This window comes from Actinomycetospora atypica, assembly GCF_042653685.1.
GTDB lineage: Bacteria > Actinomycetota > Actinomycetes > Mycobacteriales > Pseudonocardiaceae > Actinomycetospora > Actinomycetospora atypica.
Map to the genome: position 1 here is coordinate 143,444 of NZ_JBHSIV010000012.1, position 21,236 is coordinate 164,679.

General features: G+C 75.5%; 15 protein-coding genes and 1 pseudogene. 3 read left to right on the plus strand and 13 right to left on the minus strand.

From position 1 onward, the window contains the following. Positions 1–27: 27 nt before the first annotated feature. From ACFPBZ_RS13900 to ACFPBZ_RS13925, 6 genes are all read right to left on the minus strand, one after another. Positions 28–591 (minus strand): TetR/AcrR family transcriptional regulator, encoded by a 564-nt coding sequence (locus tag ACFPBZ_RS13900; RefSeq protein ID WP_378036655.1) that lies wholly within the window; start codon positions 589–591, stop codon positions 28–30. Further along, on the minus strand, positions 588–3,716 hold the full coding sequence (locus tag ACFPBZ_RS13905; protein ID WP_378036656.1) for a carboxyl transferase domain-containing protein: 3,129 nt from the start codon (positions 3,714–3,716) through the stop codon (positions 588–590). The genes ACFPBZ_RS13900 and ACFPBZ_RS13905 overlap by 4 nt, the downstream gene beginning before the upstream one ends. Positions 3,717–3,731: 15 nt before the next feature. Next, positions 3,732–5,309: an AMP-binding protein gene (locus ACFPBZ_RS13910; protein WP_378036657.1), complete on the minus strand. Its 1,578-nt coding sequence runs from the start codon at positions 5,307–5,309 to the stop codon at positions 3,732–3,734. Positions 5,310–5,407: 98 nt separating this feature from the next. Continuing rightward, positions 5,408–6,880, minus strand: a complete 1,473-nt coding sequence (gene cobJ, locus ACFPBZ_RS13915) for a precorrin-3B C(17)-methyltransferase (protein WP_378036672.1) — start codon at positions 6,878–6,880, stop codon at positions 5,408–5,410. 62 nt (positions 6,881–6,942) lie between these two features. After that, positions 6,943–7,593 (minus strand): precorrin-8X methylmutase, encoded by a 651-nt coding sequence (locus tag ACFPBZ_RS13920; protein ID WP_378036673.1) that lies wholly within the window; start codon positions 7,591–7,593, stop codon positions 6,943–6,945. 38 nt (positions 7,594–7,631) lie between these two features. Beyond that, the gene (locus ACFPBZ_RS13925) at positions 7,632–8,852 is read right to left on the minus strand and encodes a hypothetical protein (protein WP_378036658.1); all 1,221 of its coding nucleotides are present in this window, start codon (positions 8,850–8,852) and stop codon (positions 7,632–7,634) included. 47 nt (positions 8,853–8,899) lie between these two features. Here ACFPBZ_RS13925 and cobN point away from each other — a divergent pair, with 47 nt between their 5' ends. Then, positions 8,900–12,547 (plus strand): cobaltochelatase subunit CobN, encoded by a 3,648-nt coding sequence (cobN, locus tag ACFPBZ_RS13930; protein ID WP_378036659.1) that lies wholly within the window; start codon positions 8,900–8,902, stop codon positions 12,545–12,547. A gap of 42 nt (positions 12,548–12,589) precedes the next feature. On the opposite strand, the gene ACFPBZ_RS13935 is transcribed toward cobN, so the two are convergent. Then, positions 12,590–13,399, minus strand: a complete 810-nt coding sequence (locus ACFPBZ_RS13935) for an SAM-dependent methyltransferase (protein WP_378036660.1) — start codon at positions 13,397–13,399, stop codon at positions 12,590–12,592. A 69-nt stretch (positions 13,400–13,468) separates the two neighbouring features. After that, positions 13,469–13,966, minus strand: a complete 498-nt coding sequence (locus ACFPBZ_RS13940) for a MerR family transcriptional regulator (protein ID WP_378036661.1) — start codon at positions 13,964–13,966, stop codon at positions 13,469–13,471. A gap of 87 nt (positions 13,967–14,053) precedes the next feature. On the opposite strand from ACFPBZ_RS13940, the gene ACFPBZ_RS13945 reads away from it, so the two are divergent. Continuing rightward, on the plus strand, positions 14,054–14,266 hold the full coding sequence (locus ACFPBZ_RS13945) for a DUF2795 domain-containing protein (RefSeq protein WP_378036662.1): 213 nt from the start codon (positions 14,054–14,056) through the stop codon (positions 14,264–14,266). Positions 14,267–14,419: 153 nt separating this feature from the next. Next, on the plus strand, positions 14,420–15,586 hold the full coding sequence (locus ACFPBZ_RS13950; protein WP_378036663.1) for a L,D-transpeptidase: 1,167 nt from the start codon (positions 14,420–14,422) through the stop codon (positions 15,584–15,586). Between the two features lie 9 nt (positions 15,587–15,595). Here the strand turns inward: ACFPBZ_RS13950 and ACFPBZ_RS13955 are convergent, their stop codons facing one another. From ACFPBZ_RS13955 to ACFPBZ_RS13975, 5 genes and pseudogenes are all read right to left on the minus strand, one after another. Then, positions 15,596–16,252: an FHA domain-containing protein gene (locus ACFPBZ_RS13955; protein ID WP_378036664.1), complete on the minus strand. Its 657-nt coding sequence runs from the start codon at positions 16,250–16,252 to the stop codon at positions 15,596–15,598. Next, on the minus strand, positions 16,252–17,541 hold the full coding sequence (locus ACFPBZ_RS13960; protein WP_378036665.1) for a vWA domain-containing protein: 1,290 nt from the start codon (positions 17,539–17,541) through the stop codon (positions 16,252–16,254). The genes ACFPBZ_RS13955 and ACFPBZ_RS13960 overlap by 1 nt, the downstream gene beginning before the upstream one ends. Continuing rightward, positions 17,538–18,755, minus strand: coding sequence for a PP2C family protein-serine/threonine phosphatase (locus tag ACFPBZ_RS13965; protein ID WP_378036666.1), 1,218 nt, complete (start codon positions 18,753–18,755; stop codon positions 17,538–17,540). The genes ACFPBZ_RS13960 and ACFPBZ_RS13965 overlap by 4 nt, the downstream gene beginning before the upstream one ends. Continuing rightward, positions 18,752–20,953, minus strand: a complete 2,202-nt coding sequence (locus tag ACFPBZ_RS13970) for a tetratricopeptide repeat protein (RefSeq protein WP_378036667.1) — start codon at positions 20,951–20,953, stop codon at positions 18,752–18,754. The genes ACFPBZ_RS13965 and ACFPBZ_RS13970 overlap by 4 nt, the downstream gene beginning before the upstream one ends. Then, positions 20,950–21,236: pseudogene (locus ACFPBZ_RS13975) on the minus strand (hypothetical protein); the annotation flags it as partial. The pseudogene ACFPBZ_RS13975 and the gene ACFPBZ_RS13970, both read right to left, overlap by 4 nt.

Genomic DNA, 21,236 nt, shown 5'->3' on the forward strand with positions numbered 1-21,236 from the left:
AGGAGACGGCATGCCGTCGCGGCACACTCAAGCCCGGAGGCCACCGAGCGCGAGGTAGGCCGCGACCGCGGCCTCGACGAGCTCGTCGTGCACGCCCGGGTCGTCGTCGATCCGCTCGGCGAACCGCCGGACGATCCCGGTGATCGCCTCGGACACGTGCTCGGGCGCCATCACCGGGGTCGCCCGCCCGTCGGCGGCGAGGCGGGCGAGGAAGCGGGCGTTGCGGCGGTGGATGCGGTCGAGCAGCTCGTCCTGGAGCGCGGCGTACGCCGGGTCGGTGCGGGCCAGGTGCGCGAGGACGTCGAGGACCCGGCGGTGGCGCACCGTGAGGTCGAGGTAGTCGGTGACGGCCCGGCGGGCGATCGCCTCCGGCTCGTCGGTGTCGCGGACCTCCTGGGCGGCGAGCACGTCGTCGCGGACCCGGGCGACCAGCGCCGCGACGACCTCGGCCTTCCCGCCGGGGAAGTGCGCGTAGACGGTCGGGCGGGTGACACCCCCGGCCTCGGCCAGCTCGCCGATCGACGCCGCCTCGACCCCGCGGCGGGCCAGCACGTCCTGCGCCCCCGCGAGGATCGCCTCGCGGGTGCTCACCGGGTGTCCACGATCGCGCGCCGCGGGGGGAGCGGTCCCTCGGCCGCCTCGAGCGCCGCGAGCACCACGGCGGCCGTGTCTGCCGGGTCGATCACGTCGTCGATCTCGAACACCTCGGCCGCCGAGAGCGCCTTGCCCTGCTCGTAGAGGGCGGCGACGAGCTCGTCGTACCGGGCCTTGCGGGCCTCGTCGTCGAGCGCGGCCAGCTCCTTCTGGTACCCGAGCGCCACCGCGCCCTCGAGTCCCATCCCGCCGAACTCGCCGCTCGGCCACGCCACCGTCACCACGGGCACCCGCATCGACCCGCCCGCCATCGCCATCGCACCCAGCCCGTAGGCCTTGCGCAGGACGACGCAGACCACGGGCACGCGCAGGTTCGCCCCCGCGACGAACATGCGGGAGAACCGGCGGACGGTCGCGGTCGCCTCGGCCTCCGGGCCGACCATGAAGCCCGGGGTGTCGCACAGCGAGACCACCGGGAGCCCGCGGAAGTCGCAGAGCTGCAGGAACCGCGCCGCCTTCTCCGCGGCCTCGGCGTCGATCGCGCCGCCGAGGCGGCGCGGGTCGTTGGCCAGGAGCCCGACGGGCCGCCCCGCGATGCGGGCGAACGCGGTGACCACCCCGACCCCGTACTCCGGGCGCAGCTCGAGCAGCGACCCCTCGTCGGCGAGGACCGTGACGGCTCGGCGGACGTCGTAGACCCGCAGCCGGTTCTCCGGCACGACGTGGCGCAGCGCCCGCTGGTCGGGGCGGGTCCCGGACGAGGCCCGGTCCAGCGCGAGGTAGCGCTTCGCGACCGCGACGGCCTCCGCCTCGTCGGGAACGAGGACGTCGATCACGCCGTTGGGCACCTGCACGTCGGTGGGGCCCACGTCGCGCGGCGCGACCTCCCCGAGCCCGCCGCCCGCGATCATCGCCGGGCCGCCCATCCCGAGGTTCGCGCCCTCGACGGCCACGACGAGGTCGGCGCACCCGGCCAGCGCCGCGTTGCCGGCGAAGCAGTACCCGGCGACCACGGCCACCGTCGGGACCCGGCCCGAGAGCCGCGCGAACAGGGCGAACGTCGGCACGTCGAGCTGGGCGACGGCGATCGTGTCGGTCTCGCCGGGCCGCCCGCCACCGCCCTCGGCGAAGAGCACGACGGGCAGGTCGTGGTCGAGCGCGAGCTGCAGCGCCCGGTCGGTCTTGGCGTGGGAGAGGACGCCCTGGGTGCCGGCCAGCACCGTGTAGTCGTAGGCCAGCACCACGCAGCGCCGTCCGTCGACCGCGCCGATCCCGGTGACGATGCCGTCGGCGGGGGTGCGTTCGCGCAGGTCCTGCAGCGTCCGCCGGGCCCGCTGGGCCGCGACGGCGAAGGCGCCGTACTCGACGAAGGTGCCCTCGTCGCAGAGGTCGGCCACGTTCTCCCGCGCGGTCCGGCGCCCGGCGTCCCGGCGGCGTTCCAGGGCGGTGGGGCGGGCGTCGTCGGTGGTGAGCCGGCGGCGGTCGCCGACCTCGGCCAGGTCGGGGCGGACGTGGTCGGGGTCGGCGGCGGTGGTCTCGGTGGTGGCCGCGTCGTCGTCGGTGTCCGGGTCGACGACGGCCAGGACGTCGCCCTCGGCCACCACGTCGCCGACCGCGACGGCCACCGCGGTGACCGACCCCGCCCGCGGCGCGGCGAGGACGTGCTCCATCTTCATCGCCTCGAGCACGACGACCGCCGCGCCCGCCGCGATGACGGTCCCCGGTCCGGCCTCGACGGCGACGACCGTGCCGGCGGTCGCTGCGCGGAGGGTCTCCCCGGACGGAGCGAACGGCACTCTCGCGCGCATAGAGGCAGCGAGAGTGCCGTTCGCTCCGGGACCCACGGGCTCGTCGGGAACGATCTCCGGGAGGAGCCGCTCGACGAGGCCCGTGTCGGGCGTCAGCACCTCCGGGCGCGCGAGCAGGGCCCGCAGCACCGGGATCGTCGTCGGGACGCCGTCGAGGTCGAAGGCGCCGAGGGCCCGGTCGAGGTGGGCGAGCGCGGCGGGCAGGTCGGTGTCGTGCGCGACGGCCTTGGCGAGCAGCGAGTCGTACCGCGGGTCGATCGTCAGCCCGGTCCGGCCGTGGGTGTCGGTCCGGAGACCGCGCCCCGACGGCGGGGTGAAGCGGGTGAGCGTGCCGCCGTGGGCGCGGACGGAGGCGTCGCGCCCGAGGGTCTCGGCGCACACGCGGGCCTGGACGGCGACCCCGCGCGGCTCGGCGTTCAGCCCGAGATCGGCGAGGCGCCGGCCCGCCGCGACGCGGAACCCGGCCGCCACCAGGTCGATCCCGAGCACCTCCTCGGTGACCGTGTGCTCCACCTGCAGGCGCGGGTTGACCTCGAGGAACGCGACGTCCGTGCCGGCGACCAGGAACTCGGCGGTGGCGAGCCCGCGCAGCGCGACCGAGATCCCCAGGAGGTACGCGTATCCGTGGAGCCGGGCACGGACCTCGTCGGGAAGGTCCGGAGCCGGGGCGATCTCGACCATCTTCTGGTGGCGGCGCTGCAGGCTGCAGTCGCGGTCGGCGAGCACGACGACGTCGGTGCCGTCCCCGAGCAGCTGGACCTCCACGTGGCGGGCGCCCTCGAGGTAGCGCTCGACGAACACGCGGTCGTCGCCGAACGCGGCGCGCGCCTCCGCGGCCGCCGCGCGCCGGGCCTCGTCGAGAACGCCCCGGTCCCGGACGACGCGCATCCCGCGGCCACCGCCCCCGGCGACCGCCTTCACGACGATCGGCGTGGTCCCGTCGTCGTCGAGCACCGGCACGTCGAGGGACTCCGCGTGCGCCCGCGCGCGCTGCTTGTCGCCGAAGAGCTCGAGGGTCTCCGGGGACGGCCCCACGAACACGAGGCCGGCGTCCGCGCAGGCCCGGGCCAGGGCGGGGTTCTCGGACAGGAAGCCGTAGCCGGGGTGGACCGCGTCGGCGCCCGCGTCCTGCGCCGCCGCGACGACCGCCGCCACGTCGAGGAAGGCGGCGGGTCCGGTGCCGGGGAGGGCAGGGCCGACCGTCGTGTCGTCGTCGGCGGCCCGCAGCGCCACGGCGTCGAGCCCGACGGCGGCCGCCCCGTCGAGCAGGCGCCGGGCGATCTCGCCGCGGTTGGCGATCAGGACCTTGTGCACGTCAGCTGTTCCCTGTCAGGAGTTCCGGGTCACTCGGATGCCGGCCGCCTCGCGGTCCCAGGTGGTGGGGCCGACGCCGGCGTCGCGGAGCAGCTTCTTCTGCACCTTGTGCGTCGGGGTCTTGGGGAGGGCGTCGGCGACCTCGACGTAGCGCGGCACCATGAAGTAGGGAAGCCGGTCGACCAGAAACGCCGTGAGCTCGGCCGGGTCGAGCTCGGCGTCGTCCTGCAGCACGACGATGATCTTGATCTCGTCCTCGGTCAGCGCCGACGGGACCGCGACCACCGCGCTCTCGTAGACCGCCGGGTGGGCGTTGACGGTGCGCTCGACCTCGAAGCTCGAGATGTTCTCGCCGCGGCGGCGCAGCGCGTCCTTCATGCGGTCGCAGAAGAAGAAGCGGCCGGCCTCGTCGGTGCGGAACGCGTCGCCGGTGTGCAGCCAGCCGTCGCGGACCACGCGGGCGGTCTCGTCGGGGCGGCCGTGGTAGCCCGCCATCACCGTGTGCGGCACCTGCGGGCGGACCAGCAGCTCGCCGATCTCGCCGGGGGCGACGTCGCGGCCCTCGACGTCGACCAGGCGCAGGTCGTAGCCGTCGCGGGGGAACCCGGCCTCGCCGCCGACCACCGTCTCCGGCGGCCCGTCGAGCACCGCGCCGATCTCGCTCATCCCGTAGACCGCGGCGAGGTCGACCCCGAAGCGGCGGCGGAAGGTGTCGACGTCGCTCGCGAGCGGCGCCATGACGGCGAGCTCGAGCGGGTTGTCGGCGTCGTCGTCCGCGGGTGGGCGTTGCGCGAGGAGCTCGGCCATCGCGCCGAGCATCGTCGTGACCGTGATGCCGTGGGTGCGGACGATGTTCCAGTAGCTGCTGACCGAGAAGCCGGGCTCGAGCACGCACGCGATGCCGTGGATCAGGGCCTGGTAGACGCCGTACCACTGGCCCGCGAGGTGGAAGACCGGCAGCGTGACCAGGGCCCGGTCGCCGGCGTGCGGGCGCTCCTGGTGCTCGCGGCTGGCGTAGGTGTAGGCGTGCGCGTGGGGGACGAGCACGCCCTTGGAAAGCCCGGTGGTGCCCGAGGTGTACATGATCGCGTGCAGGTCGTCGGGCCCGCGGCGGACGGGGCTCGCGGCGTCGACCTCGATCTCGTCCAGCTGGAGCACCCGGAACCCGCCTCGCGGCAGGACGTCCCCGGGGTCGCCCCGGACCACGACCGTCCGCAGCGCCGGGACCTCGTCGGCCACCCGGGCCAGCCGGTCGAGGTAGTGGGCCTCGGCGACGAGGGTCTCGGCGCCGCAGTCGCGCAGGACGTGCGCGAGGAAGGCGCCCTTGTAGGCGGTGTTGACCGGGACCTCGACCCCGCCGGTGAGCACGACGCCCATCCAGACGTGCACCGCGTCGAGCGAGTTGTCGAGCAGCAGGGCGACCGGCCGGTCGACCCCGGCGCCCAGGCCAGCGCCGAGGCGCAGCGAGCGCTCGAACGCCTCGGCGAGGGTCCAGGTGCCGGCCCGGTCGGTCTGGGTGACGGCGTCCCCGACGTCGAGGGCCCGCTCGACGGCGGCCAGCAGCGTGCGCTGCTCGAGTGGAGGCAGGCCCACGACGATCCCCTTCCGCGACAATGCGTCGCGGACTTTACAGGGGTGTCAAGGGTGCGGGGCCCGTGAGCACTAATCCGTGCCGGGGCGCGGAATAGTGCTCACGTGGCCGAAGGCCACCTGCGCGGGGAGAAGACCCGGTCGCCGACCCACCGGGTCTGCGACGAGCCGATGATCAGCAGCGTGCGCATGTCGACCTCGGCGGGTACTAGCGCGCCGAGCTCGACCACCCGCACCGACTCCTCCGGGCCGTCGACGTCCCGCCCGACGATCACCGGGGTCGACTCGTCGCGGAACTTCAGCAGGATGTCCCGGGCCGCCTCGACCTGCCAGGTCCGGGACCGCGACGCCGGGTTGTAGAGCGCGACCACCATGTCGGCCTCGGCCACCGCGGCGAGGCGGCGCTCGACGACGTCCCAGCTCTTGAGCCGGTCGGACAGGCTGATCGTCGCGAAGTCGTGCCCCAGCGGCGCCCCGATCCGGGCGGCGACGGCGTGGGCCGCGGTGACGCCCGGGACCACGTGCACCGGGACGTCGGGGTAGTCCTCGGCGGCCACCTCGACGACGGCGCTCGCCATCGCGAACACGCCCGGGTCGCCCGAGGAGACGACGGCGACCCGCCGGCCCGAGCGCGCCAGGTCGAGGGCGAATGCCGCGCGCTCGGACTCGACCTTGTTGTCCGAGCCGTGCACGCGCTGGCGGGGGTTCGGGGGCACGCGGGCGACGTAGGTGGTGTACCCGACGACGTCGTCCGCGGCGGCGAGGGCGGTCGCGGCCTCGGGGGTGAGGCGGTCGCGGGAGCCGGGGCCGAGCCCGACGACCGTCACCGAGCCGGTCGTACATGCCCCGTTTGTGTCGTTGAGCGTCAGCATGGCCGCAGTGCTGACACCGTCGGCGCGGGCCTGCTCGGTGGTCGCGACGTGCACCCGCGACGGCACGATGCCCACGCTGAAGTACGGGACCGAGTCCGGGTCGATCTCCTCCAGCCGGCCCTGACGCTCGGTCGGCATGCTCGCGCGCTCGACGTAGTGGGCCTCCTCGGCCCGCCCCGAGCGGCGCAGCGCCGACCGGACGCCGGTGAAGGTCCGGCCCAGCTTCATCACCGCGGCCGAGTCGGTGTCGGCCAGGCGCCGGGTTAGCTCGTCCTCGTCGAGGGTCCCCGGCAGCACCGTGAGGACCTCGTCGCGCTCCACCAGCGGGGTCCCGAGCGCGGCGGCCGCGGCGGACACGCTCGTCACGCCGGGCACCACCTCGGTGGGGAAGCGGTGCGCGAGCCGCTTGTGCAGGTGCATGTAGGAGCCGTAGAAGAACGGGTCGCCCTCGGAGAGCACGACCACGTCGCGCCCGGCGTCGAGGTGGGCGGCCAGGCGGGCCGCGGCCTCGGTGTAGAAGGCGTCGATGCGGCCCTGGTAGTCGTCGGTGTCCTCGGTGGTCACCGGGTAGGTGAGCGCCTCCTCGACCTGCGTGCCGAGGTAGCGCTCCGCGATCGTGCGGGCGTTCGATCGGCCGTGGCGCGCGCAGTGGTAGGCCACCACGTCGGCCGCGCGGACCAGCTCGACCGCCCGCACCGTCATGAGGTCGGGGTCGCCCGGGCCGACGCCCACCCCGTACAGCCGTCCGGTCCCACCCGCTGGCGTCACTGCTGCGCTCCCAGAGCCAGCGCGTTCACGGCCCCGACCGTCATCGCCGAGCCACCGCGCCGCCCGTGCACCACAACGTGCTCGAGCGAGCCGTACGCGGCCAGCGCCGCCTTCGACTCCATCGCGCCCACGAAGCCGACCGGCAGCCCCAGCACCACGGCCGGTCGGGGCGCGCCGGCCTCGATCAGCTCGAGCAGCCGGAAGAGCGCCGTCGGGGCGTTGCCGATCGCGACGACCGCGCCCTCGAGCAGGGGCATCCACAGGTCGAGCGCCGCGGCGGTGCGCGTCGTGTTCAGCAGGGCCGCCTTGGCCGGGACGTCCGGGTCGTTCAGCGTGCAGACCACGTCGTTGCCCGCGGGCAGGAAGCGACGGGTGATCCCGGAGGCGACCATCATCGCGTCGCACAGGATCGGCGCCCCGCCCGCGAGCGCGGAGTGCGCCGCGGCCACGGCGCCGGGGGAGATCTCGGTGTCGGCGGCGAGGTCGACCATCCCGCAGGAGTGGATCATCCGGACGACAAGGTCGTGGGCATCGTCGGGAAGGTGGGACAGGTCGGCCTCGTCCCGGATGATCGCGAACGAGCGGCGGTAGATCTCGGGGCCGTCGGCGACGTAGGCCGGGACGGCCGCCGTCGTCGGCTCGTGGATCACGCCCTGCCCGGCCGCGGCGCCGGCGCTCGCAGTGGTCACTCGATCACCTTCCCGGAGCGCACCACCGTGCGGTAGGTGCCTCTCATCTCGTCGTTCCCCGCTACTGCCTCCACCACGGCGACCCGCCCGCCGGGTGTCCCGCAGGCCCGTCCGCACCCCACCCAGTGCTGGCGGACCGTGCCCCCGACGTGCCCCGAGGCGACCCCGGCGGCGAGGTCGCCGCGCACGTCGGAGAGGGACTTCGCGCACCGCGGCGCCCCGACGCAGGCCGAGAGCCCCCGCCAGCGCGACGCCGGGTCGGTCTCGACGAGGCCCGCCAGCCGGTCGGCCGCGGCGGCCGGGTCGGCCAGGCCGCGGAGCACGAGCGTGCGCCACGGGGTCGCCCGCAGCGTGGCGCCCCCGTCGAGCAGGGCGACCAGCGCGCCGGCGGTCGGGGCGTCGACCTCGCCGAGGCGGGGGAGGACCTCGAGGGTGCCGTCGGCGGCGGGCCCGAGCCTCGTCGGGTCGGCCGGGCCGGGGTGCAGGACATCGTTCCCGACGCCCGCCGTGGTCACCCCGTCCAGGTCGGCGAGCATCGCCGCGCGCGCCTCGTCGTCGAGCTCCCGCACCCGCCAGGCGGTCCCGCGGTGGGTGGTGAAGGCGTCGATCGCGGCGAGGGCGAGGGCGGCGGGGTCGTCGTGGCGGCGGCCCGTGTCGGTGCCGTCGAGGAGCAGCGCGGAGCCGGCCCCGGTGACGACGACCGTGACGTCGGCGCCCTGGCCGCTCACGTCGCCGGTCGAGCGTGTGCGATCCCTGACGTCCAGCGTCTGCGACGTGCCATCGCTGACCCGGTCCTCGAGCGCGACCAGCAGCCGGCCCGGCACGTCGGTGCGCCCGCGCAGGCCGGCCGCGACCCGGGCCGCGGGCTCGTCGAGCAGCGTGGAGCGGGGGGAGGCGATCAGGCCGCAGGGGACGTCGCGGCCCGACCCGTCGAGCAGGGCGGCCGGGTCGTCGGGCACCGAGAGGGTGTCGGCGAGGTCGTCGGCGGTCCTTCCCGCGAGGCCGCGCACCTGCCACGATCCCCGGGAGGTCAGTTCCAGCGGTGCCCCGCCCGACGCGGCGGCTCCGGCGAGCAGCCGGAGCTCCCGGGCCGTCGTCGCGCCGCCCACGGGACGGAACCTCGCCAGTGCGCCGTCGGCGGCGTCGTGCCGGCGCCAGGCCCCGGGACAGGCGTCGGGCCGGGCACGGGTGGCGCGGCGGTCGCGGGAGCGGGGCACCGGCTCACAGTACGGGGCGATGGCACACCATCTCGTCAGATGGTGAGATGAGGGGCGTGCTGCTCCTCCTCTCGACCTCCGACACCGACCTCCGTTCGGCCCGGGCCGGTGGTGAGTCCGGAGCCGTGCCCTGGCGGTGGGCCAACCCGTCGCGCGTCGACCCCGAGCAGGACCTCCCGGCGCTGCTCGAGGGCGTCGACCTCGTCGTCGTGCGCCTGCTCGGCGGCCGGATGGCGTGGGAGGCGGGGCTCGACGCCCTGCTCGACCGCTCCCAGCCCCGGCCCGTCGTCGTGCTGGGCGGGGAGCAGGCGCCCGACGCGCAGCTGATGGAGTCCTCGACGGTGCCCGTGGGCGTCGCGACCCAGGCGCACCTCTACCTCGCCCAGGGCGGCCCCGACAACCTGCGCGAGCTCGCCGGGTTCCTCTCCGACACCGTGCTGCTCACCGGGCACGGGTTCGCCCCGCCCGCGGAGATGCCGAACTGGGGTCGGCTGGCCGGCTGGGACGTCAGCGATGGCACATCGCGGACGTCGGATGTCAGCGATGTGCCATCGCTGACACGGCCCCGGGTCGCTGTCGTCTACTACCGCGCCCACCACGTCGCCGGGAATACCGCGTTCGTCGACGCCCTCTGCCACGCCGTCGTCGACGCGGGCGGCGTGCCCGAGCCGCTCTACTGCTCGAGCCTGCGGGCCCCCGACGAGGGCCTGCTCGAGCGGCTCCGCGAGGCCGACGTCCTCATCACGACGGTGCTCGCGGCCGGCGGCTCCCGGCCCGCGGCGGCGTCGGCGGGGCAGGACGACGAGTCGTGGGACACCGGCGCGCTCGCCGCCCTCGACGTCCCGATCCTCCAGGCCCTGTGCCTGACCCGGAGCCGCGAGGACTGGCTCGCCGACGACGACGGCGTGAGCCCGCTCGACGCCGCGAACCAGGTCGCGGTCCCGGAGTTCGACGGCCGGATCATCACCGTCCCGTTCTCCTTCAAGGAGATCGACGGCGACGGCCTGCCCGTCTACGTCGCCGACCCCGAGCGCGCCGCGCGCGTCGCCGGGCTCGCCGTCAACCACGGGCGGCTGCGCCACCTGCCGAACGCCGAGAAGCGCGTCGCCCTGGTGCTGTCCGCCTACCCGACGAAGCACGCCCGCATCGGCAACGCGGTCGGCCTCGACACCCCGGCCTCGGTGGTCGCGCTGCTGAGCGCCATGCGCGAGGCCGGCTACGGGGTCGGGGAGGTCCCCGGGCTCGCCGAGGGCGACGGCGACCTGCTCATCCGGGCCCTCATCGCCGCCGGCGGCTACGACCAGGAGTGGCTGACCGAGGAGCAGATGGCGGCCAACCCCGTCCGGATCCCGGTCGACGAGTACACCGCCTGGTTCGCGACCCTGCCCGAGGACTTCCGGGCCGGCGTCGAGGAGCACTGGGGCGCGGCGCCGGGCTCGATGTTCCTCGACCAGGGCGCCATCACCGTCGCGGCCCTGCAGCGCGACAACGTCGTCGTGATGATGCAGCCCCCGCGCGGGTTCGGGGAGAACCCGATCGCGATCTACCACGACCCCGACCTGCCGCCGAGCCACCACTACCTGGCCGCATACCGGTGGCTGCAGGCCGGCTTCGGGGCCGACGCGCTCATTCACGTCGGCAAGCACGGGAACCTCGAGTGGCTGCCGGGCAAGACCGCGGCGCTCTCGGCCTCCTGCGCGCCCGACCCGATCCTCGGGAACCTGCCGCTGGTCTACCCGTTCCTCGTCAACGACCCGGGCGAGGGCACCCAGGCCAAGCGCCGCGCCCACGCCACCCTGGTCGACCACCTGGTGCCGCCGATGGCGCGCGCGGAGTCCTACGGCGACCTCGCCCGCCTCGAGCAGCTGCTCGACGAGTACGCCTCGATCCAGGCGATGGACCCCGGGAAGCTCGAGGCGATCCGCGGGCAGATCTGGCAGCTGATCCAGGCCGCGAAGCTGGACAGCGACCTCGGGGTGAACGACCAGCCCGACGAGGACCGCTTCGACGACTTCATCATGCATCTCGACGGCTGGCTCTGTGAGATCAAGGACGCCCAGATCCGCGACGGCCTGCACGTCCTCGGGCGGGCGCCGGCCGGGCAGGAGCGGGTCGACATGGTGCTCGCGATCCTGCGGGCGCGGCAGATGTGGTCGGGCGTGCAGTCGCTGCCGGGCCTGCGCGAGGCGCTGGGTCTCGACGAGGCGGCCGGTGCGGCCAGTCGGATCGACGTCGACCGCGCCGAGGAACTGGCGCACAGCCTCGTCGTCGGGATGGAGAAGCGGGACTGGCTTCCCGACGATGCCCGGGACGTCGCCACCGAGGTGCTCGGCGAGCAGACCGACGACACGGTGGTGCGCATCCTGCGCTTCGCGGCCACCGAGGTCGTCCCGCGCCTCGGCCGGACCACCGAGGAGATCGACGGCGTCCTGCACGCCCTCGAGGGCGGGCACGTGAAGGCGGGGCCGTCGGGGTCGCCGCTGCGCGGGCTGGTCAACGTGCTGCCGACCGGCCGGAACTTCTACTCGATCGACCCGCGCGCGGTCCCGTCGCGGCTGGCGTGGGAGACCGGGCAGATGCTCGCGGACTCGCTGCTGGAGCGCTACCGCGCCGACCACGACGACGAGTGGCCCACCTCGGTGGGCCTGTCGCTCTGGGGAACGGCCGCCATGCGGACCTCCGGCGACGACGTGGCCGAGGCGCTGGCGCTCATGGGCGTGCGGCCGGTGTGGGACGAGGCCTCGCGGCGGGTCACCGGGCTCGAGGTGGTCGAGGCCGACGAGCTGGGCCGGCCCCGGGTCGACGTGGTGCTGCGCATCTCCGGGTTCTTCCGCGACGCGTTCCCGCACGTCGTGGCCACGATGGACGACGCGGTGCAGATGGTCGCGGCGCTCGACGAGCCCGACGAGGACAACTTCGTCGCCGCGCACGCCCGGGCCGACGCGGCGTCGGGCAGCACGTGGCAGGCCGCGACGACGAGGATCTTCGGCTCGCCGCCCGGGGCCTACGGCGCGGGGCTGCTGCAGGCGATGGACTCGCGCGACTGGCGCGGCGACGCGGACCTCGCCGCGATCTACACGACCTGGGGCGGGCACGCCTACGGCCGCGACCGGCAGGGCGAGTCGGCGGTCGAGGAGATGAACGCGGCCTACCGGCGGATCGCGGTGGCGGCGAAGAACATCGACACCCGCGAGCACGACATCGCCGACTCGGACGACTACTACCAGTACCACGGCGGCATGATCGCGACGGTCCGCGCGCTGACCGGGGTCGCGCCCGCGGCCTACGTCGGCGACTCGACCCGGCCGGAGGCGGTGCGGACCCGCTCGCTGATCGAGGAGACCGCGCGGGTGTTCCGCTCGCGCGTGGTGAACCCGCGGTGGATGGCCGCGATGCGCCGCCACGGCTACAAGGGCGCCTTCGAGATGGCCGCGACGGTCGACTACCTCTTCGGGTGGGACGCGACCGCCGGCACCGTCTCGGACTGGATGTACGGCTCGCTCACCGAGAACTACGTGCTCGACGAGCAGAACCGGGCGTTCCTGCGCGAGGCCAACCCGTGGGCGCTGCGCGGCATGGCCGAGCGTCTGCTCGAGGCCGTCGACCGCGGGCTGTGGGCCGAGCCCGACCCGGCGATGGTCGAGGCGCTGCGCGAGGCGTTCCTCGAGGCCGAGGGGGACGCGGAGGGTGCCTGACGGCCTGTGAGCACTACTCCGTGTCCCAGCACGGATCAGTGCTCACGGGCGCGAAGCGCACACCACCGCGTAGTAGCCCGCCGGCTCGGCCCCGCTCGGTCCGGGCCAGGCGGTGACGTCGACGAGGCCGGGGTCGAGCACGTCCCAGCCCGCGATCAGGGTCTCCACCTCGGCGCGGCGGCGCAGGCGGACCGGGCCGATCGACTGCTCGATGACCGGGACGACCTCGTCGAGGGCGTAGTGCGGCAGCAGGTCGGCGTGGGGGAGGCTCAGCACCAGCAGGCTCCCCGGGGCGAGGGCCGTGCGGTAGGCGGCGAACACCGCGGCGAGATCCTCGGTGTCGGTGGTGGTCAGCCACTGCAGGACCGAGTTGCATACGAGGGTCACGGGGCGCTGCAGGTCGAGCCCCGACGCCGCGGCCTCGGCGAGCACCGTCCCGACGTCCCGGAGGTCGGCGAGGCGGACCGCGACGTGCGCGTCGGTCCAGGCCCCGAGGAGGGACTCCCGAGTGTGCGCGACGGCCACGGGGTCGACGTCGACGTAGACGACCCGCGTCCCGTACCCGGTCGACGTGTGCAGCGCGCCCACCGAGGGGATGCCGGACCCGAGGTCGACGAACTGGTCGTGCCCGCGGGCGAGCGCCTCGCGCACGGCCCGCGCGACGAAGGTGCGGGCGGCCTGCAGCCGGACCTCGAACCCCGGGTGGTTCGCCAGCAGTTCCTGGACCGCCGCCCGGTCGGCCGCGAAGTTCGCCCCGCCGCCGAAGAGGTAGTCGGTGGCGCGAGCCAGGTTCGGGCGGTCGACGTCGAGGGCGTCGGTGACCGCGCGTTCCTCGAACCGATGGGCCTCCACCCGCGGGAATGTTGCCATATCCGGCCCAGCGCGCTGGGCCGAACAGGCGTAGGCGTCGTGGTCCCGGTCTCAGTCGCCACAGCTCCCGCCGTAGGCGGCGATCTTGTAGTCGACCACGGCGAGGGCGGTCTGCAGGTCGCGCAGGTGCGACACCACGGTGGCCCGGTGCTCGAGCAGGAGCGCCAGCCGGTCGTCGCTCGTCTGCGGCCCGGCCTGGGCGAGCGCGATGTAGCGCGACACCGTCGCGATCGGCATGCCCGACATCCGCAGCCAGGTCAGGAACACGACCCGGCCGAGCGCCGACCGGCCGAACACCCGCCGCCCCCCGCCGTCCCGGTCGACCTGGAGGAGCCCGATGCGCTCGTAGTAGCGCAGCGTGTGCGCGGTGATCCCCGTCAGCTCCGCGACCTCGGCGATCCCGAGGGTGTCCGGGAGGTCGTCGGGCAGGGCCATCATCCGCACCAACTCGCCGTCGAGCGGCGGCAGGGAGCCGTCCTCGGACCGGGCCGACTCCAGGACGGCCCGCAGCCGGTTGGCCGGGTGGTGGTCCTCGAGCGTTGTCGTCATGAACCGAATCTAGGCCTTCGAGTGCGCTCGAAGGCAAGGGGTGGATCACGTTGACGGTGTTCGTGGCCGTCGGTACCTGTGGATCCCGTGAGGGCCTCCGCGTTCGCCGCCGCGCTCGACGGTGTCGAGTTCCCGGTGCGGCGGTGGCAGCTCGTGGCGGCCGCCGACCGGTACGGCGTCGACCCCGCGACCCGTCGGAAGGTCGACCAGCTGCCCGAGCGGACCTACCACGACGTCTTCGACGTGGTGGTCGCGCTCTCGTCCACCCCGGCGCACCTCCGGGAGCGCCGACCCCTGTAGGACGGACCGCCCGAACCGGCCGCAACCGGCCCACCGGGGCGCGAACCAGGCGTTCTACCTGCGGAAACAGGCCCGCCCGTGGGACGGGAACCCGCGGCGGGTGTGCGATCGTGGACCCCGGTGCGGCCCCCGCGCCGGGATGCGAGGACAGGCGTGGCGCGGTCGTGGACCCTGGGGACGACGGCGCTGCTCGCCGCGCTGCTCCTCGCCGCCGGGTGCTCGGCGTCGGGCGGTACCCCGCCGGCCGCCGCGCCCGCCGGCGCCTCGTCGACGATGCCGCGCCCGGGCCCGTCGGTCACCGTCGACCCCACCGCCGACGTGAACCCCGCCGCCCCGGTCCACGTCCGGGCCGCGGGCGGGCGGCTCGTCTCGGTGCGGATGACCAACCCCGCCGGCGACCGGGTCACCGGCACCACGGCCCCCGACGGCTCCACCTGGACGACGAGCGAGCCCCTCGCCTACGGCCGCACCTACACCGTCGTCGTGGACGCCGTGACGCCCGAGGGCGCCCCGACGCACCTGCAGTCGGCCGTCTCCACCCTCGCGCCGCGCCGGCAGGACGCCGCCGCGGTCGACCCGGGGACGACGGACGTCGGCGTCGGCCAGCCGATCGCGGTGACGTTCGGTCACCCCGTCACCGACAAGGACGCCGCGGTGCGGGCCCTGACCGTCACCTCGGACCCGCCGCAGCCGGGCGCCTGGCACTGGATCTCCTCGACCCAGGTCGACTACCGCCCCGCGCGGTACTGGGCCCCGGGCAGCACCGTCACCCTCGCCGGGAAGCTCTACGGCGCCGACCTCGGCGGCGGCGACTTCGGGGCGAAGGACCTGCACGAGACGTTCCACGTCCACGACGCCTGGGTGGCGAAGGCCGACGGCGCCACCGAGCAGATGCAGCTGTTCGACAACGGTGCCCTGGTCCGGACGATGAACATCAGCCTGGGGTCGGCGAAGTTCCCCACGCACACCGGCACCCACGTCGTCTCGGACAAGCAGCCGAGCGTCGTCATGGACTCCGCCACCTACGGCGTCGGCCCCGGCGAGCCCGGCTACTACAAGGAGACCGTGGCGCTCGACGAGCGCATCTCCGACGATGGCGAGTTCGTGCACTCCGCGCCGTGGTCGGTCGGCCAGCAGGGCAGCGACAACGTGTCCCACGGCTGCGTGAACCTCAGCCCGGCCGACGCGCAGTGGTTCTACGACCACTTCGGCATCGGCGACGTCGTCGAGGTCACGAACTCCGGCGGCCCGGCCCTGCCGATCTGGGACCGCTGGGGCGACTGGGCGATGCCGTTCGACCAGTGGCGCGCGGGCGCCTGAGACCGGCGCTCAGATCGGCCGCTGCTCCACGACGATCGTCGTGAAGGCCCCGACGTGGACCCGGTCGCCCGGGCGCAGCGGGACCCTCGTGTCGATCGCGATCGGGTCGTCGCCGTAGTTGATCGTGGTGCCGTTCGTGGAGCCCGGGTCGAGCACCGACCAGCCCGAGCCGTCGGCCGCCGGCAGCAGCACCGCGTGCAGGTGCGACACCCCGGGGTCGAGGGGCGGGCCGGCCAGGTCGACCTGTGGGGGCGGGGTGGACCCGTTGACGCGGCGCCGCCCGATCCGCACCTCGTCGCCGTCGAGGGGGATCTCGGCGCGCGGGTAGTAGTTCGGGAACGTCACCTCGGCGATGTCGGGTCCCTCGCGCGCCACCACCGACTCGTAGTAGCGCCGGTCGGCCTCCACGGCCGCCACCCACGCCCCGTTCGGCGGCGGTGCGGGGGCCGGAGCCGCGGACCCGCTCACGAGGAAGTCGTGCCCGTCCTCCTCGCAGAACCGCCCGGTGCGCGGCGAGCCGCACCGCGGGCACCGCTCGTCCGGCTCCGGGTCGGGGGTGCCGACCGGCCCGGCCGGGCCCGAGGACCCGGCGATGGGCACGCCGCACTCGTCGCAGAAGTCGTCGGTCTCGGAGTCGTGGCCGTGGCGGCACCGCGCGGCGGTCATCAGCCCTCCCGCACCCGGGCCGTGCGGGTGGAGCGCACGTCGAGGGTCATCTCGTCGGCCGCCGCGACCTCCCGGCGCAACCGGACCCGCCCCGTCGTCGGGTCCTCGACCTCGACGACCTTCTCCAGCAGCGCCGAGGTCTCGGTGTTGCCCGACTCCGCGGCGAGCGCGACCGCCCGCCCGAGCCGCGCGGTGGCGGTGCGGACGTCGCCGGCCCGGCGGGCGTCGAGGCCCTCCTGGATCGCGTCGGCGAGCTCGGCCTGCCCGGTGTAGTGCGCGACGCGGCGGTCGAGCCGGGTGGACAGCGCCGAGTCGGCGGTCCAGGTCACCGGCACCCGCGTCTCGCCGATCGGGGAGTCCGACAGCGCCGCCGCGGCGATGCCGACGCGCGCCGCGAGGATCTCCTCGCCGACGCCGAGCGGGTCGAGTGCGACCCGCACGTGGTACTCGCGGGTCTCGTCGCCCCAGGAACCGGTGGGGTACAGGCCCACGAGCGGTTTCGCCGGGTCGGGGGTGCGGCGGGCGGTGAGGTCCTCGACGGCGGGGGAGACCTGCTTGACCGACCGCACCGTGGCGCCGCGCGGGGTCCACACCCGCAGGGCGACGTCGCCGACGCCCTTGCCCACGGCCTTCCCGACGATGCCCTCGAAGTCGGCCGCGAGGTGGTCGGGCTGCGCGACGATGTCGGCGGTGCCGAGCAGCCGGGAGGCGATGCGGCGGACCTCGTCGACCACCCAGTCGGTCCCGATGCCCCGGGCGTCGCAGGTGAAGACGCCCTCGCAACGGTCGAGGGCGGCCGCCAGCTGCTCGGGGGTCTCGTGCTCGTCGCGGCCGTCGGTGAGCATGATCGCGTGCCGCAGCCGGTCGGGGTGCGGGGCGAGCAGCCGCTCGGCGACGGTCAGCCAGGTGCCGATCGCGGTGCCGCCCGAGGGCTGGAGGTTGTCGACCGCCGCGACCGCCTGACGCCGGGTGATCCGGTCGAGGACCACCATGCGCTCGGAGGTCGGGAACACCATCGAGGCCTGGTGGCGGCCGGCCACCACGGCCACGAGGGTCCCGTCGGGCAGGGCGTCGAGCGCCGCCCGCGTGGCCCGGCGCGCCGCCTGGATCTTCGTCCGCGGGTCGCCCATCGAGCCCGAGCAGTCGAGCAGGATCACCTCGGCGGCCTCGGCCGGGCCGCTCACGCCCCCGAGGCCCGAGGCGGTCACCGACACGATCACGTCGACCTCGGCGCCGTGCTCGGGCAGGTGGGCGTTGTGGAAGGCCTCGATGGCGAAGGTCGCGGTCACAGGGCCTCCCAGTGCCCCACGTCGATCACGACCAGCGTGGTGTTGTCCGTCCCCCCGTCGTCCATCGCCGCCGCGAGCATCGCGTCCGCGGTGCTCGCGGGGTCGTCGGACACGAGGTCGGCGAGGTCGGCGGGCAGCGGGATGTGGTTCCACAGCCCGTCGCTGCAGATCAGCACCACGCCCGCGCGGTCGGCGGCGTGCGCCACGACGTGGGCCGGCCCGGGCGGGCCGTCGGCGGCGACCCAGCGGGTGATGGCGTGCGCGCGGGGGTCGGCGTAGGCGGCCTCGGGGGAGAGCAGGCCGATCGCGACGGCCTCCGCGGCCCACGAGTCGTCGGTGGTGAGCACGGCCGAGGCCTCGGGCTCGTCGGGCACCAGCCAGTAGGCGCGGCTGTCGCCGATCCAGCTGATCACCAGCACCTCGCCCGCCACGATGGCCGAGACGTAGGTGCAGGCCGGCGAGTTGCGGGGCTCGCCGAGCGTGGTGACGGCCTCGATCGCCGCGTCGGCGCACACGTGGGCGAGCTCGCCGAGGTCGAGCCCGCCGGTGGCCTCGAGCTCCGGGTCGCCCGCGTCGGGGTGCGCGATCGCGTCGCGGGCCGCCTCGAGCACGGTCTCGCACGCCGTCGCCGACGCGGCGGCGCTGCCGGGCACCGACGCCACGCCGTCGCACACCACGGCGACGGTGACGTCCCCGGCGTCGCCCGCCAGCGGCAGCCGGACCAGGCCGTAGGCGTCCTCGTTGGCGGCCCGGACCCGGCCCCGGTCGGTGACGGCGGCGGCTCCCGGCACGGCGTGGGCGGCGTGCTCGCGCTGGTCGGGCGGGACGGTCCCCGGGGTCACGCCCCCGTCGGGTCGTCCGCAGTCGTCACAGAACCCGTCGTCGGCGATGGTGCCCTCCCCGCAGGCCGTGCACGGCCTGCCCGTCGTCTGCCCCGGGTCGCCGGGGGCGTCGTGCCCGTCGTGCCCGTCGTGCCCGTCGCCGGGTCCGTGCTCGCCGGGCGCCGGCTCCGCCGGTCCGTCCTCGTCGGGGGCGTGCTCACCCGTCGCCGACCCCGCCCGCGCGGTCACCGGGCGCGAGGTGCTCGCGGCGACCTCGGGGCCGACGGTCTCCGGCAGGGCGGTGCCGCAGCCCTCGCAGAACCGGTCGCCGGGCTCGCCGAGCTCCCCGCAGGTCAGGCAGGCGGCGCCGCCGCTCATCGTCGGGGTGGTCATCGCGCGGTCCAGGGGCGGGCGTCGTTCGCGGCGTCGACCAGGGCGAACCGCTCGTCGAGCGAGGCGGCGTAGCGCGCCCGCAGCCGGTAGCGCTCCTCGATCCCGCGGCCCAGTCCGTCGTCGTCGAGGGAGCACCCGAACAGCTCGCCCCGCGGCTCGTCGGCGGGCAACCGCCGGTAGGCCTCCAGCACCTCGGTCTCCAGTTCGGCGGCGCGCTGCGCGTCGAGGTCGATCCCCGTCGTCCGCGTCCCGGCCTCCATGACCGCCGAGCGTGTCAGATCCGGCGCGCCGAGGAGCACCCGGACCGCTGCGACCTGCGCCTCCGCCGCGTGCACGGACGTCCGCGGGACGTCGTCGAGCACCGCGACCGCGCCCCGGCGGTCGCCCGCGGCCACCCGCAGGCGCGCGAGGGCGAATGCGGCCCCGGTCCACGCGCGGTCGGTCCGCCAGATCCGGGCGAACCGCTCCTCGGCGATCCCCGAGTCCCCCGCGGACTCGCCCAGCACCGCGAGGGCGAACTGCGGGGCGAGCTCGCCGGGCAGGGCGTCGGCGACCTCGTCGACGAGCCGGGCGGCGGTGTCGGCGTCGCCGGTCGCGGCGGCGTGCCGGGCCCGCAGCCAGGTCCAGGTCCACTCGCCGTCGAGGGCGTGCTCGGCGAGGGCACGGCCGGCGGCATCGGGGTCGCCCGCGTCGAGGTGGGCGGCGACCGCGGAGAGCCGGGCCTGGTCGGTGTCGGGGGCGTCGGCGGCCGCCACCGTGGCGAGGACGGCCCGGGGCCCCTGTGCCGCGGCCGCCACGATCTCGGGGGTGGCGGGATCGTCGGGGTCGGGCAGCGGGGAGGGCATGGCGTCGGCCAGCTCACGGGCGGTGGCGGGCGCGTCGATGCCGACCGAGGCGGGCGGCGCGGCGAACATCGTCGAGAGCCGCGGCGGGGGCGGGGTGTGCTCGCTCGTCAGCTGCCGCAGCACCCCGACCATCTGGTCGGCCATCTCGTCGACCGAGACGAACCGGGCCGCGGGGTCGGAGGCGGTGGCGCGGTCGAGCAGGCGCCGCAGCGGCTCGTGGGCGAAGGCCGGGGCGTCGTCGGGGTAGGGCAGGACGTCGCGCATCGTGCCGTGGAAGTCGAAGTTCGCGACGAGCACGGCGAGCGTGCGGCCCACGGTGTAGACGTCGGAGGCCACCGACGGGCCCGCGCCGTGGGGAGAGATCTCGGGCGCCTGGTACCCGACCGTGCCCCACACGTCGCCCCCCGGCTCGTCCATCCGCCGGACGGCGCCGAGGTCGATCAGCGTGACGTCGGTGCCCGTCTGCACCACGTTGTCGGGCTTGAAGTCGCAGTACAGCAGCCCGCGCTCGTGCATGTGCCCCAGCGCCGGGAGCACCTCGAGCACGTAGGCGAGGGCCTGCTCGGGCGGCATCGGCTCGCGCGGGTCGCGCATCCGGCGGAGCGACCGGCCCCCGATGTACTCCATGACGATGTAGGTCGCGTCGCCGTCCGCCACCACGTTGTAGATCCGGACGATCCGCGGGTGTACGAGCTGGGCGAGGAAGCCCTGCTCGGCGTCGGCGGCGGCGAGGGCCGCGGCGTCGCCGGTGTTCAGCAGCCCCTTGAGGACCACCCAGCGGTCGCGGACCTTCCGGTCGCGGGCCAGGTAGATCCACCCCAGGCCGCCGTGGGCGAGGCAGCCGAGGACCTCGTACTGCCTGGCGACCAGGTCGCCCGGGCCCAGCTGCGGGGTGAAGGTGAAGCGGGTGCCGCACTGCGGGCAGAACCCCTCGACGCGTCCCGGGCGGCCGTCGCGGCCCCGCCCGACGGGCGCGTCGCACGCCGCGCAGTACCGGCTCGACTCCGGCACCACGGGCTCGGCCATCACCGCCGAGGCGGGGTCGGCGGCCGGCTCCGGGTCGATCGCGACGAGCCCGGCCCCGATCCGGCGCCGGGACGAGCCCGACCGGGTGCGCCCCGACCCGGTGCGGGCCGACGCGCTGCGCCCCGAGGGCGTGGAACCCGACCCGCCCGGCCGGGCGGCCCTCGACGAGCCGGAGGGCGGCCCGGTCGCGCCGGTCGGAGGTCCGTCCGCCCCGGTCGGGGGCCCGTCCGACGACGGGACCGGGGTCTCGACACGGCGCCCGCAGGTGTCGCAGAAGCCGTCGTCCTCGATCTCCCCGTCGCAGCCCGGGCGGGCGCAGGCGGTCACGGCGTGGTCTCCAGCGCGCGCTGGTAGGCCCGCACGGCGACCGTGGCCGCCGCGAGGTCGCAGGGCGCGGTCCACAGCAGGTCGTGGGCACGGGTGTGGAGCTCGTCGAGGGCGAGGTCCTCGCTGCGGCCCCGCGCCGAGGCCTTGGCGCGCAGCGCCCCGAGGCGCCCGCGGAGCTCGGCCCGCCGGTCGAGCAGCCCGGCGAGGATCTCGTGGTCCTCGGCGGCGCGCCGGTCGGCGGCGGCGAGCGCGGCGGCGGCCGCGGCGACGCCCGCCTCGCGGG